Genomic DNA, 16,116 nt, shown 5'->3' with positions numbered 1-16,116 from the left:
AAGGGTGGCACCGAGTGCCACCCTTCATGGGTTCACTCGATCGCGAGAATCATCGCTCTCCGTCGATGGTTCGCCGCATTCTCGTCGCCGAGAGTGCTGATGCGTTCAGGGCTTGAAAGGTTGCCGATCGCGCGTCGGCTGCCCGGTCACTTTCGATCTGGTGGCGGACGAGTGGTTACGGCCGTATGACGGCCAAGTGGACGTACCCAGGCGCCTTCGATCTGGGTATGTTCCTGGCCGTCAGGGCAGCCACCGCGTCCTCGAGGAGTCGAGACCCGTGTCGGAAAACAAAGATCCCCACGTAGCGAAGTTCGTCTACGACTTCACCGAGGGCAACAGGGATTTGAAGGACCTCCTCGGCGGCAAGGGTGCGAACCTCGCCGAGATGACCAACCTCGGTCTGCCCGTCCCTCCGGGCTTCACCATCACCACCGAGGCGTGCAAGGTCTACCTCGACAGCGGCGAGGAGCCGGCGGCTCTGCGCGACGAGGTGAGTGCGCACCTCGACGCCCTCGAGCAGAAGATGGGCAAGAAGCTCGGCCAGGCCGACAACCCGCTTCTCGTGTCGGTGCGTTCGGGCGCGAAGTTCTCCATGCCCGGCATGATGGACACCGTTCTCAACATCGGCCTCTCCGACAAGTCGGTCGAGGGCCTGGCCCAGCAGGCCGGCGACGAGCGCTTCGCGTGGGACTCCTACCGCCGCCTCATCCAGATGTTCGGCAAGACGGTGCTCGGTGTCGACGGCGAGCTCTTCGAGGAGGCCCTCGACGACGCCAAGACCGCCAAGAAGGTCACCATCGACACCGATCTCGACGCCGGCGATCTGAAGAAGCTGGTCAAGCAGTTCAAGAAGATCGTCAAGACCGAGGCCGGGCGCGACTTCCCGCAGGACCCCCGCGAGCAGATGGACCTCGCGATCCGCTCGGTCTTCGAGTCGTGGAACACCGACCGCGCCAAGCTCTACCGCCGCCAGGAGCGCATCCCCGGCGACCTCGGCACCGCGGTCAACATCTGCTCCATGGTGTTCGGCAATCTCGGTCCCGACTCCGGCACGGGCGTCGCCTTCACCCGTGACCCCGCCAGCGGCCACCAGGGCGTCTACGGCGACTACTTGCAGAACGCGCAGGGCGAGGACGTCGTCGCGGGTATCCGCAACACCGTCCCGCTCGCCGAGCTGGAGCAGATCGACAAGAAGTCGTACGACCAGCTGATGCAGATCATGGAAACCCTCGAGACGCACTACAAGGACCTGTGCGACATCGAGTTCACCATCGAGAGCGGCCAGCTGTGGATGCTGCAGACCCGCGTCGGCAAGCGCACCGCCGGCGCCGCGTTCCGCATCGCCACCCAGCTCGTCGACCAGGGGCTGATCGACGAGGCCGAGGCCCTCCAGCGGGTCAACGGCGCCCAGCTCGCGCAGCTGATGTTCCCGCGCTTCGACGACCAGGCGAAGACGGAACTCCTCGGCCGCGGTATCGCCGCGTCCCCGGGTGCCGCGGTCGGCAAGGCGGTCTTCGACTCCTACACCGCGGTGAAGTGGTCGCGTTCGGGCGAGAAGGTCATCCTCATCCGCCGCGAGACCAACCCCGACGACCTCGACGGCATGATCGCCGCGGAGGGCATCCTCACCTCCCGCGGCGGCAAGACCTCGCACGCGGCCGTCGTCGCCCGCGGCATGGGCAAGACCTGTGTCTGCGGCGCCGAGGAGCTCGAGGTCGACACCAAGCGCCGCCGGATGACCGTGAACGGCACGGTCATCGAGGAGGGCGACGTCGTCTCCATCGACGGCTCCACCGGCAAGGTGTACGTCGGCGAGGTGCCGGTCGTACCGTCCCCGGTCGTCGAGTACTTCGAGGGCCGGATGCACGCCGGCGCGGACGACGCCGACGAACTGGTCGCCGCCGTGCACCGGGTGATGGCCTACGCGGACCGGGTACGCCGGCTGCGCGTGCGGGCCAACGCCGACAACGCCGAGGACGCGCTGCGCGCCCGCCGGTTCGGCGCCCAGGGCATCGGCCTGTGCCGCACCGAGCACATGTTCCTCGGTGAGCGCCGCGAGATGGTCGAGAAGCTGATCCTCGCCGACACCGACGACGAGCGCGAGAACGCTCTGGGCGCGCTGCTGCCGCTCCAGAAGAAGGACTTCATCGAGCTGTTCGAGGCGATGGACGGGCTGCCCGTCACCGTCCGGCTGCTCGACCCGCCGCTGCACGAGTTCCTCCCCGACATCACCGAACTGTCGGTGCGCGTCGCGCTCGCCGAGGCCCGCAAGGACCACAACGAGAACGACCTGCGCCTTCTCCAGGCCGTGCACAAGCTCCACGAGCAGAACCCGATGCTGGGCCTGCGCGGCGTACGCCTCGGTCTGGTCATCCCCGGTCTGTTCGCCATGCAGGTACGGGCGATCGCGGAGGCCGCGGCCGAGCGCAAGAACGCCAAGGGCGACCCGCGCGCCGAGATCATGATCCCGCTGGTGGGCACCGTCCAGGAGCTGGAGATCGTGCGCGAGGAGGCCGACCGGGTCATCGCCGAGGTGCAGGCCGCCACGGGGACCGACCTGCGGCTGACCATCGGCACGATGATCGAGCTGCCGCGTGCCGCGCTGACGGCCGGCCAGATCGCCGAGGCCGCCCAGTTCTTCTCCTTCGGGACGAACGACCTCACGCAGACGGTCTGGGGCTTCTCCCGCGACGACGTGGAGGCCTCGTTCTTCACCGCGTACCTGGAGAAGGGCATCTTCGGGGTCTCCCCGTTCGAGACCATCGACAAGGACGGCGTCGGCTCGCTCGTCCGCAGCGCGGTCGAGGCCGGCCGGGCCACTCGCCCGGACCTCAAGCTCGGTGTCTGCGGTGAGCACGGCGGCGACCCGGAGTCGGTGCACTTCTTCCACGAGGTGGGCCTCGACTACGTGTCCTGCTCGCCGTTCCGTATCCCGGTGGCGCGCCTGGAGGCCGGCCGTGCGGCGGCGGTCTCGAAGGGCAGCGACTCCCGCTAGGACCCCGGAGCCGACACCGGTCCTCCGCGGGCGCCTTGCGGCGCTCGTGGGGGAGCCGGCATCCCACCCTCACCGACCCGGTGGAGGCTCCGGAACACCGAGAAGGGGCGGGCGCCTTGTGCGGGGCGCCCGCCCCTTCTGCTGTGCCTGTACGGCCCCGGCGGGCCGTCCCCTTCTTTCAGTACTTTCACAAAGTCCCTGAGCAATTGCGGATGTTGCCGGACAGCGAATTCCCGCCATTGGTTCAGCAAACAACGGGCGGAGCGCGGCCCGCGGATCCCCATCCGCCGACCGCGCCCCATTACCCACGCCGGGCAGGGAGCCGCACCGACTGTCGCCCGCCGCCGGACACGCAAAGCCCCCCACGGCCTTCGCTGTGTCCATCGGTGACAGTTGGTTCCTGTCCGACGCCGTACAGCCTTTCGGTTCGCACCCGGCTGCGGCGAGACATTTCAACTGTGGCTGAAACACCGTGGTAACCGGCTGTGATTACATGCATACTCGGTGATCGGGGCCGATTGCGGGTGCAACAGTGGGGGTTCAGTGCTTCGTATCCATTTCACCGGTGACGACCTCGCCAGAGTGCGGATGGCGACGAAACCGGATGTGTTGTGGGAAACGATTCTCAGCTTTCACCGATTGAGAGAGCGCCGACGTGCGCTGATGTTCGGGGAATGGCGATCGGAAACGCGGACCAGGTTGAATGGTGAAACAAGCCTGCTGGCCGCTCTGGTGCCGACGCAGGGTTATTTCCCCGACTTTCTGACGCCTCCGGAAGGGGGCCTCGGACTCGACTCCGGACTCGAAGTGATTCGTGCCACATCGCCGGCGCGACTGTATACGGAACTGGGACTCGTGGCCGCCGGCCGCGCCCCCGCTCCGGAGTTGACGGGCCGGCTCGCCGCCCTGGCCGAGGGACGGCCCGAGCCGCTCGTCCGGCTCGTGTCGGTGCTCCGCAGCTACCACCGCGCCGCCATCGAGCCGTACTGGGCGCAGATCCAGGCGAGGGTCGAGGCGGACCGCGCCGTGCGGGGGCGGGCACTGCTCGACGGAGGCGCGGGCGAACTGCTCGACTCGCTTCCCCCGGTGCTCCGTTGGCGTGCCCCTATCCTGGAGGCGGACTATCCCGTCGACCGTGATCTGTACCTCGACGGCCGGGGTCTGCTGCTCCAGCCGTCGTTCTTCTGCCGCGGCAATCCGGTCGTCTACCGCGACGCGTCGCTCCCGCCGGTCCTCGTCTACGCGGCCGAGCACACCCCCGACCCGGCCTTCGGGGACGCCGGCGGCCCCTCCCTCGGCCGGCTGGTCGGCCACACCCGCTCCGCCGTGCTCCAGGCCATACGGTACGGCTGCACCACCAGTGAACTGGCCCGCAGGGCAGGGGTGTCGCTCGCCTCCGCGAGCCAGCACGCCGCGGTCCTGCGGGACGCGGGTCTGGTGCTGACCCTGCGCCACGGGAACGCCGTCCTGCACACGCTCACCCCGCTGGGCGCCGCCCTGCTGAGGGGCGGCGCACCGGCGGAGGCCGCGGGCTGAGACCCGCGGGCGGCAGGACGGCGGGGTTCACACGAGCCCGGCACGATCCGAACGAGAGACCCTACGGGCGGAAGGGGCCCGTCACCTCGTAGGTGATGCCGCCCGACGACGACCCGCTCGTACCGCGCTGGCTGGAGAAGTACAGCCGCCTGCCGTCCGGCGAGAACGCCGGACCGGTGATCTCCGACGAGGACTGGCCGTTGATCCGCAGGAACGGCGCGACCACGTCGTCCGGGGTGATCACACAGATCTCCATGGAGCCGCCGTCCTCCGCCACGAACAGATCCCCGGAGGAGGACCCCGTGACGTTGTCCACTCCGGTCAGCGGTGCGCCGCCGCTCACCAGCGAGTCGTCGTAGGCCAGTTCGTACGTGCCGGCGGCCAGGTTCAGCTGCCAGACGCGGTTGTCGCCCTTGGTGGTGAACCACACCTTGTCGTCGGCGTAGTAGCAGCCCTCGCCGCCGTTGAACTTCTTCGAGCCCGAGACCTGGCTGCGCGTCGCGGTCGGCGAGCCGTCCGGGTCGGGGACATCGGCCCAGGTGTAGCTGCCCGAGGTCGCCGTGCCGGCCCTGAGCACCTGGAGGGTGCCGGAGGAGAGGTTGCCCCAGGTGGTCGGGACGAAGCGGTAGAGGCAGCCGTTGGTCTCGTCCTCGGTCAGATAGACCACCTTGCGGACCGGGTCGGCCGCGGCCGCCTCGTGCTTGAACCTGCCCATCGCGTCCCGGCGCACGGCGGCGTTCACGCCCCAGGGGTCCGTCTCGTAGACGTATCCGAGGCTGACCTCCTCGCAGGACAGCCAGGTGTTCCACGGCGTCTTGCCGCCCGCGCAGTTCTGCCGGGTGCCGGACAGGATGCGACGCGCGCCGGTGATCGCGCCGGTCGAGGAGAACGTGACCGCGCTCGCGCCGCCCGACGGGTTGATCTCCGAGTTGGAGACGTAGATCCAGCCGGTGCCGTCGGCGTAGCAGGCACCGCCGTCCGGCGCGCTGTGCCAGGTGTACGAGGTGGAGCCGACCTTCTGTCCCGAACGGGCGATCACCCTGCTGGTGAACCCGTCGGGCAGGAGGATGCCGTTGGAGTCGGCCGGCCGGAGTGCGCCGTAGGGACCGGGGCCCGGCTGCGCGGGATCCGCGACGGCCGCACCGCGCCACAGGGTGCCGCCGAGGGCGGCTGCCGAGGTGCCGATGACCGCTCCACGCAGGAAGTTGCGACGTTCCACGTATCGCTCCAATGGGGGGACCGCCCCGCGGCGCCGGCCGGCGCCGCGGGGTCGCGCGCTGATGGAACCTAGGAGCGCCGAATTGACGGAACGCCAACGGCTGGTGACCCGCAGCGGTCGACATGCCGCCGAGCGGGTCGAGCGGGCCGGTGGCCTCGTCGTGCGCCTCTCCCTTCACGGTGCCACCACCTCCCCGGTCAGGACAGGGGCCCGGACCCGGTCAGGGCAGCGGGTCGGAATCCGAGAGGCGGAACCGCAGCCGGCAGATCACCGCGTCCGTGTCCCGCCGCACCGCGTGCGCGAGCACCGCGCCCCGCTGGTTCTGGAGCAGCCGCTGCCACAGCCGGTCCGGCTCCACCTCGGGTATCAGCACGGTGACCCGTGTGCCGGGGTGGTACTTGTACACCCGGCGCACGTACTCCGACACCGGCCGGCCCACCGTGCGGTGCTCCGAGTGCAGTTCCACCAGGTCCACGCCCGGGTTCCACCGCTCCCAGTCCCGGCGCAGCTCCCGCAGGGCCGCGCGGTCCTCCGCGTCCGCGTGGGTCACTGTCACCGCCCGTACCTCGTCACCGAGCGAGACGGCGGCGTTGAGGGCCTCGACCGTGAGCTTCGACAGATGGGAGACCGGTACGACGACGAGGGAGCGTTCGCGGTGCGGGGCCTCGGGCACCCGGCCGAGACCGAGGCGCTCGCCGATCCTTCCGTAGGCCCGGTGCACCCGCTCGAAGATCAGCACCAGCGCGGGCAGCGCGACCACGATCAGCCAGGCCCCTTCGGTGAACTTGGTGGCCGTGACCACCACCGCCCCGACTCCGGTGAGGACGGCTCCGACACCGTTCAGCACTGCCCGCCGGCCCCACCCGGGCGACCGCTCGGCGCGCCAGTGGATCACCATGCCGGTCTGGCAGATGGTGAAGCCGACGAAGACACCGATCGCGAACAGCGGCACCAGCGTGTTGGTGTCGCCGCCGGACAGGACGAGCAGGAGCGCCGCGACGGCGGCGAGCGCCAGAACCCCGTGGCGGTGGACCTCACGGTCGGCCTTCAGCCGGAAGACATGGGGGAGGTAGTTGTCGCGGGCGAGCAGCGACATCAGGACGGGCAGCCCACCGAACGAGGTGTTGGCGGCCAGCGCCAGCAGCACGACGGTGGCGAACTGCACCACGTAGAAGGCCCAGTTGTGCCCGAGTGAGGCGTCCGCGAGCTGGGCGAGCACGGTGACGCCCTCGACCGGCTGGAGGTGGAAGCGGCCGATGAGGACCGCGAGCCCGATGAGCATCACACCGAGCAGTCCGCCGAGCGCGGCCTCCGTCCGCCGGGCCCGCTGTGCCGCCGGCGCCCGGAAGGACGGCACGGCGTTGGCGACGGCCTCGACGCCGGTCAGCGCGGAGCAACCGGAGGCGAACGCCTTGATGAGCAGCAGCGCGCCGACGGTGGTGGTGTTCTCGCCCAGGACGGACGCGTGGCCGGCGGCGGCCTCGGTGGACGCCGGTGCGTCCCGGAACAGCCCTACGACGATCATGGTCAGGATCGAGCCGACGAAGACCGCGGTCGGCACGACGAACGCCCGCGCGGAGTCGACGATGCCGCGCAGATTGACGGCCGTGACCAGCACCAGGACACCGAGGCACAGCACGATCCGGTCGTCGTAGAGGGCCGGGAACGCGGAGGTGAGCGCGGCGACGCCGGCGGTGACGGAGACCGCGACGTTCAGTACGTAGTCGAGGATCAGCGAGGCCGCGGCGACCAGGGAGGTGCGCCGGCCCAGATGGGTCCTGGCGACGGCGTACGAACCGCCGCCGTTCGGGAACGCGGCGATCACCTGGCGGTAGGAAGCGACGAGCACCGCGAGCAGGGCGGCGATGGCGAGGGTGACGGGAAGGGTGAAGCCGAGTCCCACACCGCCGGCGGTGGCGAGGACCAGCACGATCGCCTCGGGTCCGTAGGCCACCGAGGCCATCGCGTCCAGGGAGAGCGCGGCGAGCCCTTGGAGCGCGGTGAGCCGGTGCCGGTCGCCCGCCTGCCGCACGGGCGGCGGGTGCGATCCGGGCACCTCGTGGGACGGGCCGCGGGAGCCGGGCGCCTCATCGGACGGCCCGGATGGACCCGAAGGACCCGAAGGACCCGAAGGACCCGAAGGACCCGACGGGCCGGGGGAGCCGGGAGGCGTGGAGAGGACGGTCATCGTGCGGGGCACCTCCGGTCGGGAACACCTCAGCGTGCGGGCGGCTCTTTCGCGCCCCGTGCCGTCTTGTCGTGTTCCTTGCGCCCGGACCCCCGGCCTTCACGGACTCTTGACGCGCCGCGTAGCGAATCCGTCAGAGCACCGCAGGCGGTGCAGACGCGGCTCCCCGGGCCGGTTTACCGTCCCGGCCATGAAAACGGGCGAGAGCGGGAACAGCGCGGGGTGCCTCCGGGCCGGCGACACGGTGGTGACGGACCGCCGCTGGGCGGCCGATGTGCGGGCCGCGGTCTTCTGCGCGGCCGCCCTGCTGGTCCTGCTGCATCTCGTGGACCTGGCGGCGGGCACGCTCGACGTGCTGCGCTCGGGGTTGTGGACCGCGCTCGCGGCCGTGCTGTTCTCGGTGCTCTTCCCGAGCCGGGTGACCGCGGGCCGGCACTGGATCGCCGTACGCGGACTGCTCGGTGAGCGCCGGGTCAGCACCGACCTGCTCACCCGGGTCGGCCACCGCGACGGCCTCAGCCCGCGGATCGTGCTCCGTGATGTGTGGGGTGCGCGGGCCGAGGTGGAAGTGGAGACCCTGGCCGCCAATCCGCTGCTGTGGCACGAACTGGACACCGGGGCCCGGCGGGCGCGTGAGGACGGACTGCTGAGCAGCGGATCCGCGGTGCTTCAGTCGCTGGCCCAACGGATCGAGTCGGACACGGCCCGGGAGGTGTTCGAGGCGTCGGGACTGCGCTGAGGCCGCCCGACGGCAGGCGCGGGGCCGTGTCCGCCGGAGCTCAGGACTTGAGCCCCTCGAACGTCACCCCGGTCAGCTGCTCCGACGCCACCCACAGCCGCTCCCCGGCCACGTCGTTCGTCGACCACGAGAGCCGCCACGACGGAGCCGGCGCACCCCGCCAGCCCAGGATCCGCGGGCCGGTGAACGAGTCCGGCCGGACGTCCGGCGCGGTGGCCGCGTACAGCGTGGGCAGCGCCCCGGACGCGGCGGACTGCGCGAAGATCCGGTTGCCGGTCCGCATGAAGCGTTCCTTGGTCTTCCGGCCCGCCATCCGCGCCCCGGCCGCCTGGAGGTTGGTGTCGGCGTAGCCGGGGTGGGCGGCGGCCGCCACGACCTCGGAGCCCGCCGCGCTCAGCCGCCTGGCCAGCTCGTGGACGAACAGCAGGTTCGCCGTCTTCGAGCGGGAGTAGGCGGTCCACGGGCTGTAGCGGCGCTCGCTGTTGAGATCGCCGATGTCGATGTTGGCCATCGCGTGCATGAAGCTCGACAGGCTCACCACCCGGGCGCCCGGTGTCTCCAGGAGCTTCGGCAGCAGCAGGCCCGTCAGGGCGAAGTGCCCGAGGTGGTTGATGCCGAACTGCGTCTCGAAACCGTCGGCCGTCACCGAGTGCGGCAGCGCCATCACACCGGCGTTGTTGATCAGCAGATCGAGCCGGTCGTGCGGGTACGAGGCCGCGAAGTCCCGTACGGAGGACAGATCCGCCAGGTCCAGCGGCCTGAACTCCACGTCCGCGCCGGGCACGTCGGCCCGGATGCCGCTCTCCGCCTCCCGGCCGCGGGACTCGCTGCGGCACGCGAGGACCACCCGCGCGCCCTTGCGGGCCAGTTCCCGCGCGGTGACGAGGCCGATACCGCTGTTGGCCCCGGTGACCACGGCCGTACGCCCGTGCTGATCCGGAATGTCGCTGGTGCTCCAGCCCGCCATCGCTGCGCCCCTCGGTGGTGAAGACCCCGGTCGGTGGTGAAGACCCTGGGGCGTCAGCGTATTGAATCGCGGGGGCGGGGAGCCACTGCCGGCGCCGGTATCGGTGTCCCGGGCCGCTCCGTGTCAGCGGATGTCAGGCGCCGCCCGCCGGGACGCTCTCCGCGAGGCGTGGCCGCGCGCGGTCCGCCGCTCCCGACGAGGGCCGGTCCAGCCGTACCTCGTAGGCCCGTACCGAGACGTCCTCGTCGTCCAGACAGCGGCCGGTCGCCAGGTCGAAGCGCTGCTTGAGCAGCGGTGAGGCGACGAAGGGTGCGCCCGCCGACGAGCCGACAAGGCCGCGGGAGAGGACCTGGGCCCCGGCGAAGGGGTCCCGGTTGTCGATGGCGTACACCCGTCCCGCGCGGTCCTGGAACAGGGCCACTTGGCGGCCGTCCGGCAGCAGCGCGGCCATACCGCGCCCCGGGGTCAGCCGGGACGCCTCGCAGACGGTGAACCACTCGCCGCTCACCAGCAGTTGGACGCTCATCGGGAACCGGCCCCTTCCAGGGTGAGAAACGTGAGGTCGGGCTTGATCTGCCCGCGCTCGGGGACGAAGCGCACGGAGGGGTCCGGGGTGTCCGGGGCGTTCACGAAGGAGACGAAGCGGCGCAGCCGGTCCGGGTCGCGGAGCGTCTCGGCCCACTCGTCGCGGTAGCCCGCCACATGCTGCTCCATCAGCGCCTCCAGTTCGTCGCACAGCCCGAGCGAGTCGTGGACGACGACGTCCCGCAGATGCTCCAGGCCGCCTTCCAGCCGCTCCAGCCAGGTCGACGTCCGCTCCAGCCGGTCCGCCGTACGGATGTAGAACATCAGGAACCGGTCGATCAGCCGCACCAGTTCGGTGTCCGAGAGGTCCTGTGCCAGCAGGTCGGCATGGCGCGGGGTCGCGCCGCCGTTGCCGCCGACGTACAGGTTCCAGCCGCTCGCCGTGGCGATGATGCCGAAGTCCTTGGACTGTGCCTCCGCGCACTCGCGCGCGCAGCCCGAGACCGCGGACTTGAGTTTGTGCGGAGAGCGCAGGCCGCGGTAGCGCAGTTCCAGATCGATCGCCATGCGGACCGAGTCCTGCACCCCGTAGCGGCACCAGGTCTGCCCCACACAGGACTTGACCGTGCGCAGCGCCTTGCCGTACGCGTGCCCCGACTCGAAGCCCGCGTCCACCAGCCGGGCCCAGATGCCGGGGAGCTGGTCGACGCGTGCGCCGAAGAGGTCGATGCGCTGACCGCCGGTGATCTTGGTGTAGAGGCCGTAGTCCCGCGCGACCTCGCCGATCACGATCAGCTTCTCCGGGGTGATCTCGCCGCCGGGGATGCGCGGCACGATCGAGTACGAGCCGTTGCGCTGGAGGTTGGCGAGGAAGTGGTCGTTGGTGTCCTGGAGTGCGGCCTGCTCGCCGTCCAGGATGTAACCGCCGTCCAGCGACGCCAGGATGGACCCGACCGCCGGCTTGCAGATCTCGCAGCCGTCCGTGCCGCGCGCCTCCTCGCGGCCGTGCGAGTCGAGCAGTTGGGCGTACGAGGTGAAGCGCAGGGTGCGGACGATCTCGTACAGCTCACTGCGGGTGTGGCCGAAGCAGCCGCACAGACCCTTCTCGCCGGACTGCGGCAGCAGCTGGCCGATGACCTTGACGCAACTGCCGCAGCCGGTACCCGCCTTGGTGCACTTCTTGACCTCGGGGAGCGAGGAGCAGGCGCAGATCTCGCCCTTGGTGACGTTGTGGCAGGAGCAGATGACAGCGTCGTCGGGGAGCGCGGACGGGCCGAGTGCCACCGGCGCACCCGCACCGGCCGGCAGCACCAGCTGCTCGGGGGAGACCGGCGGCACGCTTCCGGTGAGCGGGCGCAGCAGACCGTACTGTTCGGCGTCCCCGACGAGGACACCGCCGAGCAGCTCGCCGCCGGCGCCGACGACCAGCTTCTTGTAGACCCCGGAGCGGGAGTCGGAGTACACGACGTCCAGGCAGCCCTCCGCCGCGCCGTGCGCGTCGCCGAAGGACGCCACGTCCACACCGAGGAGCTTGAGCTTGGTGGACATGTCGGCGCCGGTGAACTCCCCCGTCTCGCCGGCGAGCGCGGCCGCCGCCGTCTCCGCCATCTCGTACCCGGGCGCGACCAGCCCGTACACGCGGCCGTCCGCCGCGAGCGCGCACTCGCCGATGGCGAACACCGCCGGGTCGGAGGTGCGGCACTGCCCGTCGACCACGATGCCGCCGCGTGCGCCGACCTCCAGGCCCATGTCCCGGGCGAGCTGGTCCCGCGGCCGGACGCCCGCGGAGAAGACGACCAGATCGGTCGCGAGGACCGAACCGTCCGACAGGGCCATGCCGTTGACCGCCCCGGCGTGGTCGACGGTGATCTCCTGGGTGCCCGTGCCCGTGTGGACGGTGAGTCCCATGCCCTCGATCGTGCGCAGCAGGGCCGCGCCGCCGCCCTCGTCGACCTGGACCGGCATCAGCCGGGGCGCGAACTCCACGATGTGCGTGGTGAGGCCGAGTCCCTTGAGCGCGCCGGCCGCCTCCAGGCCGAGCAGCCCGCCGCCGACGACGGCGCCCGTGGTGGCCGTCTTGGCGTACTCCTCGATCGCGAGCAGGTCCTCGATGGTGCGGTAGACGAAGCAGCCCTCGGCGTCCTTGTTCGGCACGGGCGGTACGAAGGGGTACGAGCCGGTGGCGAGGACGAGCGTGTCGTAGGTGAACGTCCGTCCGGTGCGCGAGGTGACCGTGCGCGCGGCCCGGTCGACGCTCTCGGCGGGGTCGTCGAGATACAGCTCGATGCCGTGTCGCCGCATGAAGTCCGCGTCGGCGAGAGCGAGTTCGTCGGGGGTGCGGCCGTCGAAGTACGAGGTCAGCCGGACCCGGTCGTAGGCCGGCCGCGGCTCCTCGCACAGCACGACGATCCGTGCGCGCCCGGTCGTTCCGCGCTCCGCGAGTGCCTCGAGGAATCGCTGGCCGACCATCCCGTGGCCGACGACCACGATCGTGGGGGTGGACATCTCAGGAGCCTCCAAGCAGGTGCAACAGCGGGGTGGAGGGGAGCGGCTCGTCGCCCTCCCAGGTACGGGCCAGTTCGCCGACGGTCGTGAGATCGCCGAGCAGGATTCCGCCGACGAGCCGGTCCCCGCGGACGACGACCTTGCGGTACGCGCCCCGGGTGGCGTCGGCGAGGCGCACGACGTCGTCGCCGGGCAGCGGGCTGGTCTCGCCGAACGCGGCCAGGTCGAAAGGTCCCTGTCCGGACAGTGTGAGCCGGGTCAGGGCGCGGGTGCCGGTGTAGCGCGCGGCCTGCCCGGTGAGGACGGACGCCAGGACGTCGGCCTGGTCGAGCGCCGGTCCGGCGAGACCGTAGACGCGCCCGTCGTGCTCGGCGCAGTCCCCGACGGCATGGATGGACGGGTCCGAGGTGCGCAGCTCGTCGTCGATGACGACGCCCGTACGGACGTCGAGCCCGGCGTCGACCGCCAGACCGACCCGGGGGCGCACCCCGCAGGCGAGGACGACCAGGTCGGAGTCGAGCACGAAGCCGTCTGCGAGCTCGACGGCCGTGCCGCGCAGACCCCGGACGCGGCACTCGGTGTGCACCTCCACGCCCAGGGCCTCGAGATGCGTACGCAGCAACAGCGAAGCTGCTGGGTCGATATGACGTTCCATCAGATATTCGCCCTGCTGGGCGAGCACCACCCGGGCGCCACGTGCCGCGAGGGCACGGGCGGCGGAGACACCGAGCAGCCCGCCGCCGACGATCACCGCGTGCAGACCCGGCCGCACCGCGGCGGACAGCGCCGCGCAGTCGTCGAGCGTACGGAACGGGTGCACTCCGTCGGGCAGTTCACCGCCGAGACCGCGCAGCGGCGGCAGGACCGGGTTCGACCCGGTCGCCAGCACCAGCCGGTCGTACGGCGTCGCCGTGCCGTCCGCGCAGTGCACGAGCCGCCGCTCCCGGTCGATGGACACGGCCCGCACACCGCGCCGCAGCGGCACGTCGGGCAGGCTGATCACCTCGGGGCCGAAGCGCCCGGCGAGCACGTCGGCGAGCAGCACCCGGTTGTACGGCGCGTGGGTCTCCTCGCCGAGCACGGTGACGGGCACACCGGCGGTGACGAGCCGGTGCGCCACTCGCGCACCCGCCGTCCCGCCGCCGATCACCACGGTCTCTGTAGCCATGTCCGCAGCCTGCGGGTCCGTTGTTACCCGTCAGGTGCTCCTCTGTTTCCCACCGGGAACGCTGCCCTCAGCGCCGTCCTGTCCCACCTGTGAGGCCCTGTGAGGCCCGCGCCGGTGGACCCGGGTCACTGTGTGCGGGTGCACGTGCGCGTCGGGGCAGGTCGGGTAGTGTTGCCGTCTCCACATCAGTGGACCGGCCGAGGAGGTGAGACCCATTACCGCTGCTGCATCAGGCGGGGTGCTCTCCCACCGTGGTCCCTCGGTCGAACCGGTTCGACCGGCCTAGGCGACCGGAGAGCGCCCTTCGGTATCCGAAAGGCTCTCATGTCGCTTTCTCCCTCCCCTCTGTCCCCGTCCGCGATCGTCACCAGGCTGCGTGCCGCGGGCTGTGTCTTCGCCGAGGACGAGGCGGAACTGCTCGTCGCCACCGCCCGGACGCCCGCCGATCTCGCCGCCATGGTCGGCCGCCGGATCGAAGGGGAGCCGCTGGAACACGTCCTCGGCTGGGCCGGGTTCCACGGTCTGCGCATCGCGGTCGACCCCGGGGTCTTCGTCCCCCGCCGCCGCACCGAGTTCCTCGTCGAGCAGGCCGCGGTCCTCGCCCGGCCCGGCGTCGTCGTCGTCGATCTGTGCTGCGGTACCGGCGCGCTCGGCGCCGCGCTCGTCGCGGGTCTGGACGGGGCCGAACTGCACGCCGCCGACATCGACCCCGCCGCCGTGCGCTGCGCCCGCCGCAATGTCCGCGCCGCGGGCGGACTGGCGTACGAGGGCGACCTCTACGACCCGCTGCCGGCCCGGCTGCGCGGCCGGGTCGACGTGCTGCTGGCCAATGTGCCGTACGTACCGACCGAGGAGATCGACCTGCTGCCCGCCGAAGCGCGGGTGCACGAGGCGCGGGTGGCGCTCGACGGCGGGGTGGACGGCCTCGACGTCCTGCGACGGGTGACCGCCGAGGCCGCGTCCTGGCTGGCCCCCGGCGGCTCGCTGCTGTTCGAGACGAGCGAGCGGCAGGCGGAGCGGGCGGCGGCGATCGTCACCCGGGACGGGCTCGGCGCGCGGGTGGCCGCCTCGGACGAGCTGTACGCGACCGTCGTCATCGGCACCCGAAGCTCAGAGGTCCCTCAAGCCTTCAGAGATGGATGGACGCCACACCCATCTCCTTCGTAGGGTCGCGGACGTGCCCGACATATCGCTGACCACGCTCCTTGTCCTCTGCCTCGCCGCCGCCGCGGCCGGCTGGATCGACGCCGTCGTCGGGGGCGGCGGACTCCTGCTGCTCCCCGCGCTGCTGCTCGGCCTGCCGGGCGTCCAGGCCGCGCACATCCTCGGCACCAACAAGGCGGTCGCCATCGTCGGCACCACGGGCGCGGCTGTCACCTATGCGCGCAAGGCCCCGGTGTCGGTGCGGACGGCTGTACGGATCGGCCTCGCGGCACTGGCGGGTTCGATGGGCGGCGCGTTCTTCGCGGCCGGGATCAGCAGCGATGTACTCCGTCCCGTGATCATGGTCGTACTGCTGGGGGTCGCCGCCTTCGTGATGCTGCGGCCCGCCTTCGGTACGGGCGCGGACGACGGCAAGAAGCCGGTCACGCGCGCCCGCACGGTCACCGCGATCGTCCTCGTCGGCGGCGGCATCGGCTTCTACGACGGGCTGTTCGGCCCCGGCACGGGCACCTTCCTGGTGCTCGCGCTCACCGCCGTGCTCCATCTCGACCTGGTGACGGCGTCGGCCACCGCCAAGATCGTCAATGTCTGCACCAACGGCGGCGCCCTCGCGATGTTCGCCTACCAGGGCACGGTGCTGTGGCAGCTGGCCGCGCTGATGGCGGTGTTCAACCTGGCGGGCGGGATGGTCGGCGCGCGTATGGCGCTCCGCAAGGGCAGCGAGTTCGTGCGGGGGGTCCTGCTCGTCGTGGTCTTCTCGCTGGTCGCGAAGCTGGCCTTCGACCAGTGGACGGCGTGATCCCCGGCGTGATCCATGGAGTGGTCCCCGGCGGGACGCCGGACGCCGTCCATGTGGCTCATGCCGGTGGTGTGCGTCGGCCGTTCGAATGAAAGGTCCCCGCTCCCGGCGGACTCGAAGGCCCATCGGGAACGGGGACATGGCGGGGACGGGGGACGGAAGCCGTCCCCCGTCAGCTGCCCTGCGAGCCGCTCGCCCGACTGCGCAGGAGCAGCGTCCCGCCGACGGCGGGTGTGGCCTGCAGGGCCACACCCCCCGCGATATGGGTTATGTCCGGGCCGGCGCAGCGGCCCGGACCCGTGGGTCCGGGG

The 16,116-nt window shown here is 71.3% G+C and carries 10 protein-coding genes and 1 pseudogene; 5 read left to right on the top strand and 6 right to left on the bottom strand.

The genetic code is table 11. The features are described from left to right. Positions 1-277 precede the first annotated feature (277 nt). Positions 278-2,995 (top strand): pyruvate, phosphate dikinase, encoded by a 2,718-nt coding sequence (ppdK, locus tag ACFWU3_RS11300; RefSeq protein WP_384434555.1) that lies wholly within the window; start codon positions 278-280, stop codon positions 2,993-2,995. Positions 2,996-3,538: 543 nt separating this feature from the next. Continuing rightward, on the top strand, positions 3,539-4,531 hold the full coding sequence (locus ACFWU3_RS11295) for an ArsR/SmtB family transcription factor (protein WP_384434552.1): 993 nt from the start codon (positions 3,539-3,541) through the stop codon (positions 4,529-4,531). A gap of 61 nt (positions 4,532-4,592) precedes the next feature. On the opposite strand, the gene ACFWU3_RS11290 is transcribed toward ACFWU3_RS11295, so the two are convergent. Continuing rightward, positions 4,593-5,750 (bottom strand): PhoX family protein, encoded by a 1,158-nt coding sequence (locus ACFWU3_RS11290; protein ID WP_384434549.1) that lies wholly within the window; start codon positions 5,748-5,750, stop codon positions 4,593-4,595. A 220-nt stretch (positions 5,751-5,970) separates the two neighbouring features. Beyond that, positions 5,971-7,938, bottom strand: coding sequence for an APC family permease (locus ACFWU3_RS11285; protein ID WP_384434547.1), 1,968 nt, complete (start codon positions 7,936-7,938; stop codon positions 5,971-5,973). Positions 7,939-8,128: 190 nt separating this feature from the next. Between ACFWU3_RS11285 and ACFWU3_RS11280 the strand changes: the two genes are divergently transcribed. Further along, positions 8,129-8,677 carry a hypothetical protein gene (locus ACFWU3_RS11280; RefSeq protein ID WP_384434544.1) on the top strand — a complete coding sequence of 183 codons (549 nt, stop codon included), beginning with the start codon at positions 8,129-8,131 and terminating at the stop codon, positions 8,675-8,677. Between the two features lie 40 nt (positions 8,678-8,717). Here ACFWU3_RS11280 and ACFWU3_RS11275 read toward each other — a convergent pair whose 3' ends face one another. The 4 genes and pseudogenes from ACFWU3_RS11275 to ACFWU3_RS11260 form a co-directional block, all read right to left on the bottom strand. Beyond that, entirely contained in the window at positions 8,718-9,644 is a 927-nt protein-coding gene (locus tag ACFWU3_RS11275) for an oxidoreductase (protein WP_384434541.1), read from the bottom strand. A 205-nt stretch (positions 9,645-9,849) separates the two neighbouring features. Continuing rightward, positions 9,850-10,170 (bottom strand): annotated as a pseudogene (nirD, locus tag ACFWU3_RS11270) (nitrite reductase small subunit NirD); the annotation flags it as partial. Then, entirely contained in the window at positions 10,167-12,674 is a 2,508-nt protein-coding gene (nirB, locus tag ACFWU3_RS11265) for a nitrite reductase large subunit NirB (protein WP_384434538.1), read from the bottom strand. The gene nirB and the pseudogene nirD, both read right to left, overlap by 4 nt. Before the next feature lies 1 nt (position 12,675). Beyond that, positions 12,676-13,842 (bottom strand): NAD(P)/FAD-dependent oxidoreductase, encoded by a 1,167-nt coding sequence (locus ACFWU3_RS11260; RefSeq protein WP_384434535.1) that lies wholly within the window; start codon positions 13,840-13,842, stop codon positions 12,676-12,678. A 324-nt stretch (positions 13,843-14,166) separates the two neighbouring features. On the opposite strand from ACFWU3_RS11260, the gene ACFWU3_RS11255 reads away from it, so the two are divergent. Then, positions 14,167-15,009 carry a putative protein N(5)-glutamine methyltransferase gene (locus tag ACFWU3_RS11255; RefSeq protein ID WP_384434532.1) on the top strand — a complete coding sequence of 281 codons (843 nt, stop codon included), beginning with the start codon at positions 14,167-14,169 and terminating at the stop codon, positions 15,007-15,009. A gap of 10 nt (positions 15,010-15,019) precedes the next feature. After that, on the top strand, positions 15,020-15,805 hold the full coding sequence (locus ACFWU3_RS11250) for a sulfite exporter TauE/SafE family protein (RefSeq protein ID WP_384434529.1): 786 nt from the start codon (positions 15,020-15,022) through the stop codon (positions 15,803-15,805). The last annotated feature ends 311 nt before the right edge of the window (positions 15,806-16,116 follow it).

The sequence above is a fragment of the Streptomyces sp. NPDC058685 genome (assembly GCF_042714725.1).
Lineage (GTDB): Bacteria > Actinomycetota > Actinomycetes > Streptomycetales > Streptomycetaceae > Streptomyces.
This window is presented reverse-complemented; position numbering and strand designations above follow the sequence as displayed.